The sequence below is a fragment of the Lactiplantibacillus sp. 7.2.4 genome (assembly GCF_018991185.1).
Taxonomy (GTDB): Bacteria; Bacillota; Bacilli; order Lactobacillales; family Lactobacillaceae; genus Lactiplantibacillus; species Lactiplantibacillus pentosus.
Genome location: NZ_JAGYGS010000007.1, coordinates 1 through 19,150 on the forward strand (window position 1 = coordinate 1; position 19,150 = coordinate 19,150).

The following is a 19,150-nucleotide window of genomic DNA, read 5'->3' on the forward strand; positions in this document are numbered from 1 at the left end:
CTTGAATAAGAATGTAAAGGGGATCGAAATCATGGGGACAGAAATACAATTTGTACAATATTTACATCAAATGCGTAATTATAATGATGAACACCCAACCACCAAAGCTTTGATTTTGTTGGGCTATCTAGAACGCGATTTTATTCGCTTTTACAGAGCTGGAAAAATTGAGGAAGGCATTCAATTTGCTAAAGAAAATCTGACACGCTCACGGGATTTATTGAATAAATTATCTAGTGAGGAGAAACAGATGCAGTTGCGCGCGCTGGTCGATGTCTTGGCGTACGAGGGTACCGAGAACCATGCCGAAATTTTTGAATTTGTTAAGTTACGTAACGATTATCAGCAGTGGTTAAGCAAGCTGCCAGTGACGACGGACCGCTATCAACCATTAGTTGTTCAGATTGTGCGAGACTTTGCAGCAATTGCCGAACCGAATGCCTTATCTTATAATGCGCATTTGGAATCGACACTAGATGTACTGTATTATACTAACGCCCACTTGCATGACCAACTATCTGTCCGTAAAGTATTGGCTCACGTCAACAAACGCTGTAATCCGGAGACCGTTCGACGGGCTTTTAGTCAGGAAATGCATATGTCGATTCGGGATTATATTAATTCGAAAAAGATTCAGGAAGCACAACATATGTTACTGACGTCTGACTTGACGATTCGAGCGATTGCGGCCGAGCTTTATTTCTATGATGCCGCTGATTTTTCAAAACGTTTTAAGAAAGAGACCGGACAAACGCCACTTGAGTTCCGTCAGCAAAATACGCTCAGAGATTGAGTTGTATTTTAGGTGTGAACTATTCCCGTGCAATACAAATTCCCGTTTTGGCTTCAAAATGTCAGTATACTAGGCACTGAAGTTCAAAATATGTCTTTTTTTGATTAAACTAAACGGGAAAGGTTATGGATTGTCAGTAGGGAGCAAAAAAACTCAGGGGATACCTGGCGTCCACTGAGAAAGTGAAGAAGTCCACGAATTTGATTGGTCTTGACGCCCGGTGATGCTTTCGAATATGAAAAATCCAACGGTCGCTGCACGCAGCCCTTGCCAGTATGGCACTGTCCCGTTTTCATTAAAAGTGCGATTAATGGTGGTGATTTAATGATTAGCGATGATTCAGTCACAACACAAGTTCAATCAACTGAACGAACCATTACACGAACGATTCATTATCTGGATCGGGAAGATTTACAGCCGATTACAGGGGTGAAATCAGTTACTCAGCGCGTCACTTATGACCTGTTAACGGTGGTTGCGAGTGATGGAACACTGCTGGGTTACGATACGGATGGTGATGGGCAGGTAGACACTTGTCGTCAGGATCAAGCATGGTTATTAGTGGGCTCTGCACCCTGGTTTTCATCGGTCCGTTCACCAGATCTGAGCCAGCAAGATTATGCAGCTCCGGACCTGAAAGTCGTGCCGCAACAAATGGTTGTAAATGCGGATGACCAAGACGTTACCGTCAATGTTTATTATCGCTCGGCGACCAAAACGATTCCTAGTTATCGCACGAAACGCCGGACTGTCTCATATGTTGATCGATGGACGCACCGATCAGTTGCACCTGAAGTCCAGCAACTTGTGGTGTATCGCCAGATGATGATTGTTGAAAAGCGGACGGGAACGATTCTGGGTTATGATCTCAATGATGATGGGCAGGTTGATACTGGCTTGCCGGACCAAGCTTGGTTGCGAGTTGGCCGTGACCATTTTGACTCAGTGATTTCACCTGATCTAACGAATGCGGGGTATACGAAACCCAATATCAGTGCGTTGACTAGTCAGGTCGTCACCGTTAAGACGCCGCAAATGGCTACCCATACCGTCAGTTACGGCCATCAGCGCTTGACGATTTCGCCGGATCATCCGGGCATTCCTGGTCAACCTGTTGATAAACGTTATCCCAAGTTGACCTATCCAATTCGTAGCGACCGCACCCATCTGATGCGGTCAATCAGTCGGACCATTAACTACGTCGATTCGGAAGGCGCGACCGTAGCTGATCAGGTGTACCAAAGCACTAGTTTCCAGCGGTCTGCACAGATTGACTTGGTCACTGGTCAATTGACTTATCAAGCCTGGCATGCAATTGATACAGATACCATGCCTGCGGTGACGTCCCCCGTCATTGCGGGTAAGGTTCCAGATGTCGACCGTGTCGCCGCATTAACGGTTAATCCAGCGACCCAGTCACAACAAGTTACGGTCACGTATCACCAAGTACCGGATGATTCTGAGCCAGCTAGCACCAATCATTTGAGCACGCCCGGCGACAGTGATTCTGAGGCAAAAGTTGGTGTCAAGACACCGTTAACCAATGAAATAATCGATGAGCAGCACGTCAATCAGAAATCGCTCGATCCACGGCATAATGACCAACATCATCCTGCTGAGTCAGCACCTGTTCAGCAGCATGAAACTAGTGTGGCTTCTACAGAAAATTCTGATGCGGATCAGCAATCGCCAGCGGCTGACACGCATCAATCGGCGGGAATCGGTTGGGTAAATGCACCACTGCCGCCAGCAGGAAAATCGTCTAAATCAAGCTATTCGGCAGGTACCCTTGGCGTTTGTCCCAACCAGGACGCCAACCACCGAAGCCGTACCTTATATGCAAGCATCAAACGTGTTCAGCGGTGGTTACGACGTTAAGCAAATGCGATATCACGGAAATTTATCTTTTGGTGCTCAGGTAACCAGCCACCTGAGTGCCGTATTGGGTTAATAATTTGCCAGCATTAATTACGGCAAGCTAGCTGCCCCCTGACTTGAGATGGTTCACAGTGGACAGTCAGTTAAATCTGTTAGTTCTGTCCAGTTGCGTCTGGGCTGTGCGTTGAACTAATGAAATAGCATCATGATAAGCTTTTTGGGTCGGTGGACTTGAAAAGTTTTTTTATTGCTCGTTTTTTCTGTTGACAGGGCTACTCGGATTATTCACGGCTACAACTTCCTACCATAGTAAGAAACTGTTAAAGGCAGGCGATTCGAGTCATCGTTGAATTTTTTGAATTTTATCGTTGACAATTGTAAACGATGGTGGTAAGCTATTCATATAAATTACAAATGTAAACGACAATGCAAATTGGGAGATGGGTTGGATGATAACGAAAGCATTAGTTTTGATCATTGGATTGGCTGCGATTGGTTTTATTTTGTGGTGGTTCTTCGGCAAGCACACGACAGCGACGGTAACTGCGGATGGTGATGCGGACTTGCAACAAGTGGATGTCGAGGTCAATGGTGGTTATTCGCCGGAACAAGTTGTCCTCAAGCAGGGCGTGCCGGCCGTGCTCAATTTCACGCGTAAGGATGCGTCAGGTTGTCTGGATCACGTCGTTTTCAGCGATTTTGGAATCAACCAGGAACTCCCACAGAATCAAACGCAAACGGTCACGATTGACACTAGTAAAGCTGGCGAATACCAGTGGGCCTGTGGGATGGATATGTTCCACGGCAAAGTCATCATTAAATAAATACAACATTAATTAACGGAGGAATCAGATTATGACTGAACAAAATATTAACATTAACGTGAATGGTAAATATGAACCAGCTGAAGTGACGGTCAAACAAGGCGTACCTGCCCAATTGACGTTTACCCGGACGAGTACCCAAGGTTGTTTGGAACACGTTCATTCGACCGACTTAGGATTTGCGACGGACTTACCAATCAATCAGCCCCAAACGGTCACGATTCCAACGGATCAAGCGGGTGAATTCACCTTCAGTTGTGGTATGGACATGGTTAGTGGAAAAGTGGTGGTCCAAGGATGACAACGACGCGTCGGTTTTGGATTTCATTAATTTTTTCATTACCGTTATTAGCAAATATGATTTTGATGCCGTTCGGGTGGATGCTGCCAGGGGGTGACTGGACGCAACTGGCACTGACGACTGTCATCATGCTCGTGTCAGCGCGGCCGTTTCTTCAAAGTGCCTGGGCATCGTTTAAAAAGCATCACGCCAACATGGACACGCTAGTTGCGATTGGGACGGCCACGGCCTATTTCTACAGTTTATATGCGATGGCGACTGGTCAAGCGGTCTTCTTCGAAAGTGCGGCGCTCGTGACGACCTTCGTCTTACTGGGCCAAGTCTTTGAAGAACGGATGCGGCATAACGCCTCGAACGCCGTTGCCAAATTAGTTGGTTTGCAAGCCAAAGAAGCGGAAGTTTTACGCGGCACCGAGTTTGTGCAAGTGCCATTGGATCAAGTGGTGGTTGGTGATATTATTCGGGTCAAACCTGGCCAGAAAATTCCAGTCGATGGCGTCATTACGGCTGGTCAGTCAACCGTTGATGAATCGATGGTGACGGGTGAAAGTATGCCGGTTCAAAAGCACGAATCGGATGCCGTGATTGGTTCGACGATCAATAGTAACGGGACCTTCCAGTTTCGAGCTAGCAAGGTCGGTGACCAAACGATGCTGGCACAAATCGTCGAGCTGGTCAAAAAGGCTCAGAACAGTCATGCCCCGATTCAGAAATTGACGGACAAAGTCTCTGATGTTTTCGTGCCGGTTGTTTTAATTATTGCCATTTTGACGTTCCTCACCTGGTACGTGTTACTCGGCGCTAGTTTGGCTAATGCTTTGATTTTTGCCGTGGCGGTCGTCGTGATTGCTTGTCCATGTGCGCTCGGTTTAGCGACACCAACTGCTTTAATGGTCGGAACCGGTCGTGGTGCCAAGCTCGGAATTTTGATCAAAAACGGTGAAGTGTTGGAAGCCGTTAACGAAATTCAGACCGTCGTTTTTGACAAGACCGGGACGATTACTGTGGGCAAGCCCCAAGTCACGGATATCGTTGGCGATGAAGCGCAAGTCTTACGGGTCGCCACTAGTCTCGAGGCCGCTTCCGAACATCCACTAGCAGCTGCAATTCTAAAACGCGGCCAGGATAGCGCGATTGAAGCACCCACGGCCACTGATTTTCAAGCGGTTGAAGGTAAAGGCGTCACTGCGCAAATCGACGGGCAAGCTGCCGTTGTCGGCAATCATAAGCTGTTGATGGACGAGACGATCAGCGATGACTTGGCCCAAGCCGCCACTAAGTTACAGGACGCGGCTAAAACGGTGGTTTACGTCGGCCTCAATCATCAAATTATTGGGTTGATTGCCATTCAGGATGTCGCTAAATCAACGTCCAAAGCGGCCATTGCGAGTCTAAAAGCACGCGGATTAAAGACCGTCATGATGACGGGGGATAATCCACGGGTCGCGCAGGCCGTCGCCGCACAAGTGGGTATCGATGATATAATTGCGGATGTGTTACCGGGTGACAAGGCGGCCCACGTCGAAGCCCTTAAAAAGACGGGTAAGGTGGCCTTTGTCGGCGATGGCATCAATGATGCGCCTGCTTTGACTACTGCTGACGTCGGTATTGCGATGGGTTCTGGAACGGATATTGCCATCGATGCGGGTGGCATTGTGCTCGTTAAGAATGACCTGCGCGACGTTGACCGGGCGTTAGCCTTGAGCAAGAAGACGTTTAATCGGATCAAGCTCAACCTATTCTGGGCCTTTGTCTACAATGTGCTCGGTATTCCAGTTGCTGCGGGGGTCTTCTACGCGATTGGACTGACGTTGAGTCCCGAGTTAGCTGGCTTAGCGATGGCGTTTAGCTCGTTGTCAGTCGTGACGAGTTCGGTCTTGCTCAACAAGGCCAAGCTGGGGGCAGCAACAGCGCAACCAGCCTAAAGCTGGATGTCGGTATATGAATGATTAATTAAATAGATCAAGAGAACCGGTGTGGTGCCTGTAATTAGGCACTATGCCGTTTTTTGTTTACATGAAAGTCGCATTGAATGATTGAAAATAACCGATAAACTTCACAAGACGGTGCAAATTAGTATTATATTTACACTAATTAAGTATCATATCGTTAGGTGAAATCGGCAATTAGCCGGTATTGATAGGATTTGGACGTTTGTAAGCGATAATGAAAGCGTTTGAATTTGATTGTAGATTGTGTAACAATATGAATTGTAAGCGTTTTACATACTATTTGAAACGAGGGTTTGATTATGAAGATTAAAGCAGCAGTAGTTGATAAAGTTAATGATCCATTTGTCATTAAAGATGATATTGATTTGGCAGAAATGACACCCACTGATTTACAAATTAAAATCGTGGCATCCGGGATTTGCCACTCTGATGAAGCGATTCGGCGCGGTGATGCCTCACTCGGCTATCCCGTTATCTTAGGCCATGAAGGCTCTGGGATCGTTGAAAAAGTTGGTTCTGAAGTCACTAATTTCGAAGTCGGTGACCACGTTATCTTGTCATTTTACGCTGACGGAACTTGTGACAACTGTTTGAAAGGGATGCCAACCAAGTGCCGGAACTATGCGGACTACAACTTGAGTGGGACCCGTCCAGATGGTTCTGACCATTTCCAAGAAAACGGCCAACATATCAGTGATATGTTCGACCAATCCTCATTCACGACTCATACGGTGGTTGACCAACGCAATGCCGTTAAAGTGCCTAAGGAATTAGACTTACGGCGCTTAGGACCTTTAGGCTGTGGTTACGTGACTGGTAGTGGGACCGTCTTGAACAGTCTCCAACCACGTCCTGGGCAAACAATTGCGGTCTTTGGGACTGGTGCCGTTGGGTTAGCTGCTATGATGGCTGGTAAGATTTCAGGCTGTACTGAAGTGATCGCCGTTGATATTGTGGATTCACGGTTGGAATTAGCCAAGGAATTAGGCGCAACGCACGCCATCAACAGTAAAGAAGAAGACCCAGTCGAAGCCATCAAGAAGTTGACGCACGGCTATGGGGTTGACTTCGCTGTTGATACGACCGGTGTCGAACCAGTGATGGTCTCCGCAATCCATGCCTTAGCACAAGGTGGGACCGCTGCTTTGATCGCCGTAACGTCTAAGAACATTACCATCAGTTCATGGAACGACCTTTGCGTTGACGATAAGAAAGTCATCGGGGTCAACATGGGTGATTCGATTCCTGGCGTTGATATTCCACGGTTGATCGACTTCTATCAACATGGTATGTTTCCATTTGAAAAGACTGAAAAGTTCTACAAGTTTGAAGATATCAATCAAGCCAATGCCGATTCTGGTAGTGGTAAGACCATCAAACCAGTCTTGATTATTGATGAAGACTACGTGCCTGGCAAATAAGCTTCAGGCTGATGCCTTTAACAGATTGAAATAAGCACAAAAACAACACCGCAGCTCTAGCGCAAATCGCGCTGACTGCGTTGTTGTTTTTTTGTTGTGAATGTATGCCCTTTGACGTGTGGCAAACGGCGTGTTAATCATGGCTAGAACTTGATGCCGCGATGGTATTGTTGCCGGCTCTGATGAGTTGTTGCAACGATGATTCAACATGTAAAGTCATCGGTAGTCATTTAATGAGCGAGGCCATTAGAGATGAGTCGATGAATCAAGCCGTTTCGGAAACGCTACCATTTAAGCGCTAGCGGCTAGCTTTAGCAATTTTGTACGCTGGGGCAGTCAGTAGACACGGTTTTACTTCGCGTCATAAGCCGCTTGGAAAATCTTGATGATGTCTTCCTTGGTGCCTTTACGCGGATTTGAGAAGGCGTTGCCGTCTTTGAGGGCGTTGCTGGCCATGCGTTCGAAGTCCTCGATTTTGGCGCCGATTTCCTTGATTGAGTGCGGAATCCCGACATCTTCACTGAGTTGTTTCATCGCTTTAATGGCTAATTCAGCGGCATCGCGGGTCGACAAGCCATCGGTATTTTCACCCATTATTTTGGCCAGTTCGGCAAAGCGTTCTGGACAAGCAATCAGGTTATATTCTTCAACGTAAGGTAATAATAGGGCGCAGCAGACCCCGTGTGGCGCGTCGTATTGACCACCGAGTTGATGGGCCATCGCGTGCACGTAGCCTAAGTTGGCGTTGTTGAAGGCCATCCCGGCGAGCATTTCGGCTTCGACCATGTGGGTCCGGGCCTCGAGATTATGACCGTTGGCAACCGCCTCGCGCAAGGAAGATTCAATCAACTTGATAGCTTGAATACATTGCGAGTCGGTAATCGGATTGTGGTCGACGGAAACGAAGGGTTCAATCGCCTGAACAAAAGCGTCCATCCCGGTAGCGGCGGTTAATCCCTTAGGAACGTCCAGCATCAGCGTTGGGTCGTTGAACGAAACCAGCGGCATGTTCCGCCATGATGCGACCATGAACTTGTAATGGGTGGCTTCATTGGTGATAACGCAGTGGCGGGTGAGTTCTGACCCTGTTCCGGCAGTCGTGTTGACCGCAATCAGTGGTGGCAGGGCGTTTTTGAGCGTTTCAATCCCGGCTAACTTGGTGATGTCGTCACCGTTAGTCATAATAATTCCCGCGCCCTTACCAGTATCATGCGCAGAACCGCCGCCAATCGTAATCAGTGAGTCGGCATGGTTGCTTTCGTAGAGTGCTTTGACGGCTTGAATGTTATGAATTTTGGGATTAGGTTCGACTTGATTGTAAATAACATAGTCGATCCCAGCAGCGTCGAGTGAGGCCCGGACTTGGGCAACGGCACCGTTCGGGAGGCTCTCCAAAAATTTATCCGTGACGATGACGGGTTTGTGCATCCCCAGGGTCTTGGCACGGTCACCAATCTTGCTAATCACACCGGGGCCAAAAAAGTTCACGCTAGGCATTAGGAAATCAAAATTACGTTCAGTCATATCAATTACCTTCTTTTATTGTAATTATTATCATTACTAATTTACAGCCCAAATTATAGTCGCAATAATTACAGTTTGCAATAGGTTTGACGAAAATAATGATATTTTTCACAATATCTAGTGATTAAGTAGGCGGTATCAGGTGCAATATTTAAAATTCAGTTGGCAGAATATGATTAAACTGGCAATCTATCACTTTAATATCTTAGAATATCAAAAACCACCCGTTCAACAATGATTCACAATCTCATTGCCAAACGCGCGGTTTTTAGTCTGAATGATTCAATTTTTGAGTTTAGTACCAGTGGTGATGTTGCCAGAATTCCTTGGCTTTGACCCAGGTGCCGTAGCGGCCTTTAACGTAGGTGTTGGCCCGCTTTTCCTGATTAACAGGGGATAAGTTACCATGTAAGTATGACCGCAATAGTTGGTAACGGCCATAACATTTACCATTGCGCGCGGTATAACTGTAGCCAGATTCGCGATAGGCGATCCAGTTCTTCGCGGCCCGGTTAGCCTTGGAAAGCTTGGCGTTGATTTTCTTGATCTTTTGCGCCTGCGTCAGCTTTTTTGAGGCGTGCGCTGTAATTGTCGTTTGTGGAATCCAGCTGCTGGCAACGTTGACCATCATCCCGAAAGCGCAACCAATCAGTACCAGCCATAAAATTGATTTCAACCTAAAATTCTTCATCATGTATGTATACCCCGTTTTTACCCTTGATTTTGTCACTCGATTAAACTGATGACTGTAGAATACCCTAATTATGTTGCAGTTATGTTAAAACCAAGTTACTTAGTTATTAAATGAATATTCCCTCGTTGAAATAGTTAGCGCCAATAATTATTTCTCAACGGAACAACTTAATAATTAGACCGATTATCACATGGAAAAATCATCCGATTGTTAGGAAAACTAAAGCGCTTTATTGCATGCTTACGGTAATCTTAAAATGAGCTAAGCTTTACAACAGTATAAAAGGGGAAGTGCAATAATGGCAACAAAAGATAATGAGAAGATTACGCTAATTGCATTAGTAATGATGATCTTCACCACCGTTTTTGGTTTTGCCAATAGTACGGTTGCGTATTATTTAATGGGCTATAGTTCTATTCTATTTTACCTGGTCGCTGCCGTGCTGTTCTTCATTCCGTTCGCACTGATGATGGCAGAATTTGGTGCCGCGGTCAAATCTGACAGCAGCGGGATGTACAAATGGTTGGAAGTGAGTGTTAACGCAAAATTTGCGTTCGTGGGGACCTTCATGTGGTTTGCGTCGTACATCATTTGGTTGGTGTCGACCTCTGCAAAGGTGTGGATTCCATTCACGACCATCTTCTTTGGAAGTGACCAAACTCAGCGTTTTGCCATGTTTGGTCTAAACGCGACGCAAATGATTGGGATTTTATCTTGTTTATGGATGGTGCTTGTCACCTTTATTTCAATCAAAGGGATGAAGGGTATCGTGCGGGTCACCAGTCTCGGGGGTTTGGCGGTCACCAGTTTGACTGCAATCCTATTAGTTGTGTCCGGCGTCGTTCTGGCGTTAAACCATGGCCAGTTCGCGCAACCCTTACAGCACGTGCTGACGTCACCTAACCCGAGCTATCAACATCCAGTCGGGTTACTCGGATTCGCAGTCTTCGCCATCTTTGCCTACGGGGGCCTAGAAGTGCTCGGTGGGATGGTTGATAAGACTAAGAATCCTGAAAAAACATTTCCACGGGGCATCATCATTTCAGCGATCGTGATTACGTTAGGTTACGGCCTGGGCATCTTCTGCTGGGGAATCAGTACAAACTGGCAAGCCGTTTTATCGAACCCAACGACCAACCTGGGGAATATTAGTTATGTCATGATGCAAAACTTGGGTTATGTCTTGGGACAATCATTGGGATTAAGTGCGGCCGCGGCCAAAACGTTAGGCCTGTGGTTTGCACGCTACACTGGGCTAGGAATGTTCCTCGCTTACAGTGGGGCCTTCTTCACGTTGACCTATTCACCATTGAAAACGTTGATTTTGGGAACGCCTAAGGAACTGTGGCCGAAGAAGTTTACCCAACTCAACAAAGCGGGGATGCCTAGTTATGCCATGATGGTTCAATGTGTGATCGTCATTGTGATCATTCTGGTCGCCTCCTTCGCAACCACGGATGCGTCCGCATTTTATAACGTTTTGACGCTGATGGCGAACGTTTCAATGACGTTACCATACTTGTTCTTGCTCTATGCGTTTCCAAAGTTCAAGGAAAATCAGAATATCATCAAACCGTTTGAAGTCTACAAATCATTGACCTGGACCAAAATCATTAGCTGGGTCGTCTTTATTGTCGTATTGGGTGCCAACGTCTTTACGTTGATCCAACCAATCTTAGAGACGGGCAAGTTTCAAAATACGATTTGGATGCTGGTCGGACCAATCGTGTTCGGGGTCGCCGGAATTATCTGGTACCAAGTGCGCGAACGGCATGTTAATTAAGTGAAATTCCAAAGTATCGTTTACTGGCCAAGGGGGTCGGGAAACGGTACTTTTTTTGACTGATTTTAGGCCTGTTTTAGTACACTAGGTCTAATAACCATCATTGGCTGAACGTTCGTAGCCCCAGTGGCCGTACCTGGTTGGATGGCAATCAAAAAGTGGAGGTGATGAACCAGTGCAAACTTTAGGAATGGCGCTTAAGTCCGCACGTCAAGCGCAACACCTGACCCAGCACCAAGTTGCCCAAGACATCTGTGCCCAGTCGATGTTGTCGGCTATTGAACATGACCGCTATGTGCCAAACGCCCGCTTGTTGTTAGCGTTGTGTCAGCGATTGAACGTCGCCGTTAGTGCTTTGAAATTGGCGGATAATTTCGCCATCAGCGCTGATGCGAGTTTTAATCACCGCGTCGAAATGCTTTGTAACGCCCACCAGTATCAAGCGTTGAAGGACTTTTTACTGGTTCCAGCGACCTTAACTTACGTTCAAACAGATGAGCAGACGCAAGCTTATTACTATTATTTAGGGATCGCGTGCTGGCAAGTCGATGCGACGAGCGGTGACGCGATACAAAACATCCAACTGGCGCTCGGAATGGCCACGCCGAATGCACCGTTAACGACGCTTTCACGGTTGGCGCTGATTTCATTAGCAGTGTTCAAAACAGCCCATTACGCGGCCGCCCACGTTGAAACACTAGTGACACAGGCACTACAAGATATTGAAGCCGGCCCATATGAAGAAAACCTGAATATCGTCTACTATTTGGCCGGGTTAGTTGCTTATCAACAGCACGCTCCCGAATTAGCGATGAACCGTCTGACTGCTGGGATCGCTTTTGCGACTGCTCATAATTCACATTATATGCTGGCCAATTGTTATCAGCTACTTGCCCAGTTAGCCCTGGAAGCAAATGACACCACTGCAGCACAACAAGCTTCCGAGCGCTCGGCAGTGTTTCGCGAACTGTTCCATGAGCAAGTTCATGATGAGTTCGGATAACCAGTGTTGGCTTTGCATTTGGTTATGAACATTGAATTAGTCATGATTAAAATATGCCAATTATTAATTTCAGAAGCAGCCGCTTAAGCTCATTTCCCACTAATTTTTCAACTATTTCACGCATAGTTTAGTTGTTTTTATCAGTATACTGATTTTCAATCATCTACGGGCGCGCGTACATTGTAACCACCAACTAACAAAACGGGCGGGACAATGTCAGTGGGCGTCACATTCATCAAGTGTGGTTGGTGCGGATGGGATGCAAGCATTGTTGCCGTCTTTGGAGGTTACATCATGACAAAGACTTTATTTACCAATCGCATTTTGGCACATGCCAGTTTAGCAACTGTTCGGCGCTTGTTAGCGGATCCATTGAATTTGCCAATGTGGGCGACTGCGGTAACCACTGTCGCACCAGCAATGGACGGTTACATGCTTGAGCGGGCCGGGGCTGGACTTAATCCGTCAGAACATTTGCGAGTAACGACGCATGATAACCAGGTCATCTACCAGGGTGTCGGCGACCAGCTTGCGTATCAAGTCACGTTTACGCTGACTGCGGATGCAAGCGGGCAGACCACGGTCGATGAGCAAGTCAGTTTACTGGAAGAGGCGCCGAGTTGGCTACCATTGCCATTAATTAAACCGGTGATGCAGCGGGACTTTCAGCGTAAACTCAACCAGTTTGCAGCACTCGCGGGGGCGCATCGTGATGACGATTAACGATGGCATCACGCTTATCAAGGTTTTCATCACGTGGTGGGCCGTGAGTTGGGTGTTGCGCGCATTATTGATTGGCGGTGCCGCCATGCTGATTTATTATCGGTGGTATCGGCATCAACGGTAGCGAAATCCGCCCGTTAAGTTGTGGAGACACACTTAACAGGCGGATTTTTTGTGCGCGGTGAGTCCTAATACGGAAACTTGGTTGATTGGCACTACTCTGAAAAGTCCTTGTTTTTCAAATGCACCCCGGCGACAATTGCGAGAACGGCTGACAGGCCGATGACGATCATGAAAGTCATGGGGCTATCTTCGCCGGGAAGACCACCCGTATTCATACCCCAAATTCCAGTAATCAAGGCCGGAATCGAAATGATCAGCCCAGCGGAGTCGAGGTATTTCATCAGGTGGTTGAGGCGATTGTCCATCATGTCGGAGAATAGGCCGCCAATTGTTTCGAGCAAGTCTCGATAAGTGCGGACCAATTTATCGGCATAGCGTTGTTGCAATTCGATATCATACTGTAGCGCTTCGTTATTCAATTTTTGTAAATAGTCGTCGTTATTGAACATCGCCTCAAGCGTTTTCGCCTGGTCTTGTAAGGTCTGGTCTAAGAACACCATCGTTCGTTGGGTGTTTGCCAGACGGAAGAGCTCATCGTTACGCGTTGTTTCGCGCGCCGCTTGGTCGAGTTCGTCAATCGTGGTTTTAAGCGCTGTCAATTCCATAACGTAGTGCTCGTAAATCTCGAGGATGGCGTAACTGACGAGTAATTCATTCGAGGTGATTTCGGTGGCATGTTGCTCAAGCAGGCGCTCGATAAAGGTCGAATCCTGACAGACGTACGTGATTAAGAATTGGTCGGTCACCACAAACGAGAGTGGTTCCAATCGTTCTTCGATGCTGTCGTCGGTCGCAGCGGAGAGGTTCGTCAGGACGAGCGAGTAACTAGTGGCAAAACGCGTGTGCTTCAGCTTTTTGAGTTCTGAAACTTCGACACCCTCATTGGCATTGTCGAAAATATTGGCGGGCAGCTCATAGGTGTCAATTACTTGCTGAGTTTCGTCGTCGCTCGCGTCTTGGAGGACGATCCAGTTGGCGTTGTCACGAGAAGTGGTCGTAACGCCATCAGGTTGAATCAGGTAGTGGTCAATCATAACAATAGTGCTCCTTTCAAAGAGTCCGTGGGCAACAATCAACTTTTACAACGCCGTATTATGACAAGAATTTAGTTGAACGTAAAGAGATACACTAATAAAGATTGTTAGTATAAACTTATGCGTTTGGCTGTCGTTTTGACTTAATTTCCGGTATGGTGTGTGTATTCAAATAAAGGAGGCCCACACAATGACACAACCAGATTTACGTGATCCACGCAAGTTATACAAGACAGACGGTTTTGAGAAGCAGGACCAGCCGACGCCCGCATTACAGACGAAGATGCAACCTGAGCCAGACTGTGGCGAAGAAAGCTATCAAGGTCATGATAAGCTATTGAATCGCCGTGTCCTAATCACGGGCGGCGACTCGGGCATCGGGCGCGCCGCTGCGATTGCTTTTGCACGCGAAGGCGCGGACGTTGCGATTCAGTATTTGCCAGGTGAAGAAGCGGATGCCAAGCAAGTTGCCAAGCTGATTGAGTCAGCGGGGCGCAAGTCGCTTCTGTTGCCATGTGATCTGAAGCAGGATGACGTCGCGGCTGATTTAGTCGACCAGACGATTGCGGCCTTTGGTGGCTTGGATACGCTGGTCTTGAATGCCGGTCAACAGATTTCACAGCCGTCACTTGAGAAATTACCAATTAAGCAAGTTCAGGAGACCTTCCAGGTGAACATCGTGGCGATGATGGCGATTGCGCAGGCGGCCCTGCCACACATGCCGGCTGGGGGCAGCATTGTGACGACCACGTCGATTCAAGCCTATTCGCCAAGTGGGCACCTGATGGACTACGCGGCGACTAAGGCGGCCATCAAAAACTGGACGATCAACTTCGCGGCAGAAGCAGCCGAAAAGGGGATTCGGGTCAATGGCGTCGCGCCGGGGCCAATTTGGACACCATTACAGTTGGATCAGGGGCAACCGATTGAAGCACTGCCGAAGTTCGGTCAGGATACGTTGTTAAAACGGGCTGGACAGCCAGCTGAATTGGCGCCAGTCTACGTCTTCCTGGCTTCTAACGACGCGAGCTATGTTACCGCCCAGATTTATGGGGTGACTGGTGGCGGGGTGATTAATTAGGATAAAAGATGAGATGCACAAAAGACCTAGTTGGGATAGCTAGGTCTTTTGTGTTTTATCAAGATTATTATATTGGAAAATTATTCTACGTTCAGTGTTTCGATAATCTCATCAACAGCATGATCTTCATTAATTCCTGTTAGAAATGATAATCCATTGATAACAGGTACGCCTACATCTTCTTTATACCGGGCAGTGGTGATAATCAAATCGTAATCGGAAGCCATTGATGGAATTTGTGGAATGGAAGTTTGATCCATCGAAATATTATTCATATTGATACCACGCGCCTGTAGATCTTCTTCTAATTTATTACGTGCAACGGTTGAAGTGGCAATTCCGGATCCACATGCAACAAGAATTTTTTTCATTTTATTTTACTCTCCTTTTGAATCTAGACGTTAAGTGCCGAAAAAGTGTTTTTTAAATCAATGAACAGATCATCATTGTTTTCATAGCTTAATAATTTTTCTAAGTGCGACTGATCTTGGACGATTTTCATTAACTCCTTGAGTAATTTTACTTGTCCATGTGGTTCATTAATGGCTAGTGTGAAAATTATTGAAGCTTCAAGTTCACTTTCAGGCTCAGCCATATTATTGAATTTGACCGGTGTTGTTAGAGTTGCTACTGCAATACCTGAATAATTAACGTTTTGCCAGTCTGCATGAGGAATTGCAACCTTAACCTTTCCAGTTGGTAAGCCAGTCGGAAACGACTTTTCACGTTCTAATAAGGCAGGTTTAAACGACGCTTTTACATAATCATTATCTGTTAGTTGATCGGCAAGAAAGGACAATGCAGTGGTGCGGTCGCTAAACTTCATTCTGGGAAAAATTAATTTTTGGTTGATAAAATCATAGGCCATACAATCATCTCCACTTATTTTGATAAAGTTTTCTAGAATAAATCAGAATTAACTTTCAGGTATATGATAGCGCTTTCTCAATCTGCGTGCAACACATTGCAAAAAAATATTTTGCAATGTGTTGCATTTTTTGACAAACGTGGTATGTTTAGTTATGAAAATATTTTCGAATTAAGTATTAGAGGTGGCCACGTTATGAATGGTAAGGAAAGACAAAATCAGATTTATAAGATGCTTCGTGAAGATGGCAGTGTTAAAATTCACGATTTAAGTGAGCAATTTGATGTTACGCGAGAAACTGCACGTCGAGATTTATATGAGTTATCACAGTCAGCTGCAATCAAGATTATTCGTGGTGGTGCCGTGTTAGACATGGTCAACCACGAAACTGCTTATGCTAAGCGTTTAAATACCAATATTTTTGCTAAAGAGGCAATTGCAAAAGCGGCTACAGGAATTGTTAATGACGGAGATACTATATTTTTAGACTACGGTACGACTTGCTTACAAATTGCAAAAGCACTTAGTCATCACAAAAATTTATCTATTGTCACTAATTCTCTACCGATTGTTAATTATCTGTATAAATTCGATGACATCAATGTTTTTGTTTTAGGGGGTGATGTGCGTAAGAACGAAGAATCACTTTATGGGGATGTTGCTATCGCAGCAATTAGAAGCTTAAGTTTTAACGTTGGATTCTTTTCTGGGAGCGGACTGACTGCCAAGAGTGGATTGACCAATCATCATCGAGGAGAAGCCGCCATTAGCCGGGCAGCAATTGCTCAATGTGAACGTGTTGTAGTTGGCATTGATCATTCTAAATTAGGTTTGGTTTATCAGAATCGAATAGCAGATCTAGATGAGATTGATACACTAATTGTTGACGATTTAGATTCGAAGCAAGGGGAAAAATTAAAAGAGAGTGGGATTGATATTCAAGTTGCTAATTAGAAATGAGGTGGAATAATGCAAGTTATACAGTATATTGTTAATCTAGGTGCGAGTGTCATGATTCCTATTGTGATCTTCATTTTGGGCTTATTGTTAGGCCAAGGAATTGGTAAGTCATTAAAGTCTGGAATTTCAATTGGGATTGGTTTTGTTGGAATCAACCTTGTTATTTCATTATTGACCAACAATTTAGGCAAGGCAGCCGAAGCAATGGCTAAAAATTTTAATTTGGGATTAAATGTGATTGATATTGGCTGGCCAGGTACATCGCCAATGGCATGGGGATCAAATATGGGACTGATTGCAATTCCAGTTGCTATTGGTGTAAACGTACTAATGTTGGTTACTCGACAAACTAAAGTGGTAAATGTGGATATTTGGAATATTTGGCATATGGCATTTACTGGTGCAATTGTGCAAATTGCAACTGGAAGCTTTGTTTGGAGAATTATTGGTATTTGTGTACATGCAGCAATTGCTTACAAATTAGGTGATATTTTTAAGCCAGTTACAGATGGTTATTTTGGTCTAGAAGGAATTTCGATTCCACACGGTACATCTGCTTATATGGGGATTTTCGCTAAGCCAATCGATGATTTAATTGAACGGATTCCAGGATTAAATAGGATTAATTTGACGTCGGAAACTGTGGAGAAAAAGCTTGGAGTGCTGGGCCAACCATCAATTGTTGGTGCATTTCTAGGATTTGTAATTGGATTACTCGCAAAGTTTACAATTGGAAAGTCATTGCAACTGGCGATTCAAATGGCTGCTGTTATGGTCTTAATGCCAGTAGTCGTCAAATATATCATGGAAGGTCTTATTCCTATTTCCCAAAGCGCTAAAAAGATTATGGATAAGCGCTTCAAGGGTGGCAACTTTACAATTGGTATGGATCCTGCTTTATTACTTGGAGACTCTAATGTGATTGCAACATCCTTGTTATTTGTTCCGTTGACTATTCTTATTGCAATGCTTATGCCTGGTAATAAGATTCTACCGTTTGGAGATTTGGCGACAATTGGTTTCTTTATAGCAATTACCACCGGTGTGCATCATGGAAATGTTTTCAGAACCTTAATTTCTGGGACTGTTATCATGACCATCACGTTGTGGATCTCTAATCAAATGTGGACATTACAAGATAGGCTAGGAAGAGCAACTGGCGTATTAGCAGCTGGCAAAAAAGTTTCTTCTCTAGATCAAGCTGGCAGTCCAATTACCTATTTACTGACTAAGGGCTTTACCCTGGAGATGAGCATTGGGTTTGTGATTATTTTAGTTCTGTTTGTAAGCGCTTTTATCTACACGTATATTTCATACAAACGCAGTCGATTATATAAAGATAATACTGAACAATAGGAGGATTATATTATGCAAACTGAAGATTGGCTTGGATTAAAAGATCGAGTGATTATTGTAACTGGTGGATCGTCAGGTATCGGTAACGCAATCGTTGAGTCATTGCTCAATGCTGGTGCCAAGGTCGTGGATGCAGATTTACATCCAAGTAAGATTCAAGATGAAAATCTAGCTTTTGTACAGACTGATGTTACATCGAAAAATGCAGTGGATAATATGGTTTCTGAATCAATTAAAAATTTTGGAACCGTTGATGGCGTCATCAACAATGCAGGGATTAACATTCCGCGTATTTTGGTGGATCCAACCGATCCAGACGGTAAGTATGTAATTAATGAATCAAATTATGAAAAAATGTTCGATGTTAATGTCAAGAGCGTATTTTTAGTGTCGTCAGCAGTTGCTAAGGTTCTAGTAAATAAAAAACATGGCGTGATTGTAAATATGTCATCTGAATCTGGCCTTGAGGGTTCACAAGGTGCAAGCATGTATTCTGGAACCAAAGGTGCAATCAATGGCTTTACACGTGCGTGGGCTAAGGAATTAGGCCAATACAATGTTCGAGTTGTGGGCGTCGCACCAGGGGTGTTAGAAGCTACTGCTTTAAGGACTTTATCATACGAGGAAGGCTTGGCATATTCACGACATGAAACTATTGAAGAATTACGGGCAGGATATGCTAAGACATCAACTATTCCATTAGGTCGAAGCGGGAAATTGAGTGAAGTTGCCAATCTAGTGACATACTTTTTGTCTGATCGTTCGAGTTATATGACAGGTCAAACTGTCAATGTGTCTGGTGGAAAATCACGGGGTTAGGAGTAGATAAATT

At 45.3% G+C, this 19,150-nt stretch carries 19 protein-coding genes; 14 read left to right on the forward strand and 5 right to left on the reverse strand.

Features of this window, described 5'->3' with window-relative positions; translation table 11 throughout:
- The first annotated feature begins 31 nt into the window (after positions 1-31).
- From KGF70_RS03675 to KGF70_RS03700, 6 genes are all read left to right on the forward strand, one after another.
- Complete coding sequence (locus tag KGF70_RS03675; protein ID WP_216767671.1) at positions 32-793, forward strand: AraC family transcriptional regulator; 762 nt, start codon at positions 32-34, stop codon at positions 791-793.
- A 324-nt stretch (positions 794-1,117) separates the two neighbouring features.
- Entirely contained in the window at positions 1,118-2,671 is a 1,554-nt protein-coding gene (locus KGF70_RS03680) for a hypothetical protein (RefSeq protein ID WP_216767667.1), read from the forward strand.
- A gap of 449 nt (positions 2,672-3,120) precedes the next feature.
- Positions 3,121-3,495: a cupredoxin domain-containing protein gene (locus KGF70_RS03685; protein WP_050340108.1), complete on the forward strand. Its 375-nt coding sequence runs from the start codon at positions 3,121-3,123 to the stop codon at positions 3,493-3,495.
- A 31-nt stretch (positions 3,496-3,526) separates the two neighbouring features.
- The gene (locus KGF70_RS03690; RefSeq protein WP_050340109.1) at positions 3,527-3,796 is read left to right on the forward strand and encodes a cupredoxin domain-containing protein; all 270 of its coding nucleotides are present in this window, start codon (positions 3,527-3,529) and stop codon (positions 3,794-3,796) included.
- Positions 3,793-5,721, forward strand: coding sequence for a copper-translocating P-type ATPase (locus tag KGF70_RS03695; RefSeq protein WP_216767666.1), 1,929 nt, complete (start codon positions 3,793-3,795; stop codon positions 5,719-5,721). The genes KGF70_RS03690 and KGF70_RS03695 overlap by 4 nt, the downstream gene beginning before the upstream one ends.
- Before the next feature lie 326 nt (positions 5,722-6,047).
- Positions 6,048-7,169: an NAD(P)-dependent alcohol dehydrogenase gene (locus KGF70_RS03700; protein WP_088770728.1), complete on the forward strand. Its 1,122-nt coding sequence runs from the start codon at positions 6,048-6,050 to the stop codon at positions 7,167-7,169.
- Positions 7,170-7,520: 351 nt separating this feature from the next.
- Here the strand turns inward: KGF70_RS03700 and KGF70_RS03705 are convergent, their stop codons facing one another.
- A complete protein-coding gene (locus tag KGF70_RS03705) occupies positions 7,521-8,693 on the reverse strand; it encodes an iron-containing alcohol dehydrogenase (RefSeq protein ID WP_216767665.1) in 1,173 nt (390 codons plus the stop codon).
- 295 nt (positions 8,694-8,988) lie between these two features.
- A complete protein-coding gene (locus tag KGF70_RS03710; RefSeq protein ID WP_216767670.1) occupies positions 8,989-9,384 on the reverse strand; it encodes a transglycosylase in 396 nt (131 codons plus the stop codon).
- Positions 9,385-9,685: 301 nt separating this feature from the next.
- On the opposite strand from KGF70_RS03710, the gene yjeM reads away from it, so the two are divergent.
- The 4 genes from yjeM to KGF70_RS17580 all read left to right on the forward strand — a co-directional run bounded on the left by yjeM (position 9,686) and on the right by KGF70_RS17580 (position 13,020).
- Complete coding sequence (gene yjeM / locus KGF70_RS03715) at positions 9,686-11,170, forward strand: glutamate/gamma-aminobutyrate family transporter YjeM (RefSeq protein WP_088770729.1); 1,485 nt, start codon at positions 9,686-9,688, stop codon at positions 11,168-11,170.
- Between the two features lie 190 nt (positions 11,171-11,360).
- Positions 11,361-12,173, forward strand: coding sequence for a helix-turn-helix transcriptional regulator (locus KGF70_RS03720; RefSeq protein ID WP_216767669.1), 813 nt, complete (start codon positions 11,361-11,363; stop codon positions 12,171-12,173).
- A 294-nt stretch (positions 12,174-12,467) separates the two neighbouring features.
- Entirely contained in the window at positions 12,468-12,896 is a 429-nt protein-coding gene (locus KGF70_RS03725) for an SRPBCC family protein (protein WP_216767664.1), read from the forward strand.
- The gene (locus KGF70_RS17580; protein ID WP_257790728.1) at positions 12,886-13,020 is read left to right on the forward strand and encodes a hypothetical protein; all 135 of its coding nucleotides are present in this window, start codon (positions 12,886-12,888) and stop codon (positions 13,018-13,020) included. The genes KGF70_RS03725 and KGF70_RS17580 overlap by 11 nt, the downstream gene beginning before the upstream one ends.
- Before the next feature lie 91 nt (positions 13,021-13,111).
- On the opposite strand, the gene KGF70_RS03730 is transcribed toward KGF70_RS17580, so the two are convergent.
- Positions 13,112-14,053, reverse strand: coding sequence for a magnesium transporter CorA family protein (locus tag KGF70_RS03730; RefSeq protein ID WP_088770732.1), 942 nt, complete (start codon positions 14,051-14,053; stop codon positions 13,112-13,114).
- A 190-nt stretch (positions 14,054-14,243) separates the two neighbouring features.
- Between KGF70_RS03730 and KGF70_RS03735 the strand changes: the two genes are divergently transcribed.
- On the forward strand, positions 14,244-15,134 hold the full coding sequence (locus tag KGF70_RS03735; protein WP_050340117.1) for an SDR family oxidoreductase: 891 nt from the start codon (positions 14,244-14,246) through the stop codon (positions 15,132-15,134).
- Between the two features lie 80 nt (positions 15,135-15,214).
- Here KGF70_RS03735 and KGF70_RS03740 read toward each other — a convergent pair whose 3' ends face one another.
- Together KGF70_RS03740 and KGF70_RS03745 are read right to left on the reverse strand one after the other, a co-directional pair.
- Positions 15,215-15,505, reverse strand: coding sequence for a PTS sugar transporter subunit IIB (locus tag KGF70_RS03740; RefSeq protein ID WP_152705613.1), 291 nt, complete (start codon positions 15,503-15,505; stop codon positions 15,215-15,217).
- A gap of 23 nt (positions 15,506-15,528) precedes the next feature.
- Complete coding sequence (locus tag KGF70_RS03745) at positions 15,529-16,002, reverse strand: PTS sugar transporter subunit IIA (protein WP_216767663.1); 474 nt, start codon at positions 16,000-16,002, stop codon at positions 15,529-15,531.
- 96 nt (positions 16,003-16,098) lie between these two features.
- Between KGF70_RS03745 and KGF70_RS03750 the strand changes: the two genes are divergently transcribed.
- From KGF70_RS03750 to KGF70_RS03760, 3 genes are read left to right on the forward strand one after another with little or no spacing between them, the layout of a single operon-like run.
- Positions 16,099-16,956, forward strand: a complete 858-nt coding sequence (locus KGF70_RS03750; RefSeq protein ID WP_216767662.1) for a DeoR/GlpR family DNA-binding transcription regulator — start codon at positions 16,099-16,101, stop codon at positions 16,954-16,956.
- Between the two features lie 15 nt (positions 16,957-16,971).
- Entirely contained in the window at positions 16,972-18,318 is a 1,347-nt protein-coding gene (locus tag KGF70_RS03755) for a PTS galactitol transporter subunit IIC (RefSeq protein WP_216767661.1), read from the forward strand.
- Between the two features lie 12 nt (positions 18,319-18,330).
- Positions 18,331-19,137 (forward strand): SDR family oxidoreductase, encoded by an 807-nt coding sequence (locus KGF70_RS03760; protein ID WP_216767660.1) that lies wholly within the window; start codon positions 18,331-18,333, stop codon positions 19,135-19,137.
- Positions 19,138-19,150 lie beyond the last annotated feature (13 nt).